The 218-nt window shown below is 32.1% G+C and carries 1 protein-coding gene; it reads left to right on the top strand.

Annotated elements, in window-relative coordinates; genetic code table 11:
• Window positions 1-23: 23 nt before the first annotated feature.
• Window positions 24-218: hypothetical protein (locus BFL47_RS20125; RefSeq protein WP_211480996.1), on the top strand; the 195-nt coding region annotated here is incomplete at its 3' end.

Genomic DNA, 218 nt, shown 5'->3' with positions numbered 1-218 from the left:
TGATTTCTCAACTAACTAATTATATGAAAAGAATAATTCATTGTTTATTTGTTTTTCTTGTAATTGCTACGGTCTTTTCATGTAAAAAAGACAATTCCAATTGTGTTGAAGTTAAATATGTCTCGGGATATTGTCCAAAGACGGGTGCAGCATTACTCGAGTTAGCAAAGCCAAATTCAAATGCAACTTCATTTACTGATGAACGAGGAAACGTTGTT

Source organism: Arcticibacter eurypsychrophilus (assembly GCF_001730525.1).
GTDB classification, from domain to species: domain Bacteria; phylum Bacteroidota; class Bacteroidia; order Sphingobacteriales; family Sphingobacteriaceae; genus Arcticibacter; species Arcticibacter eurypsychrophilus.
Note: the sequence above shows the minus strand (reverse complement) of the source record. Positions and strands in the feature narration are given on the sequence as shown.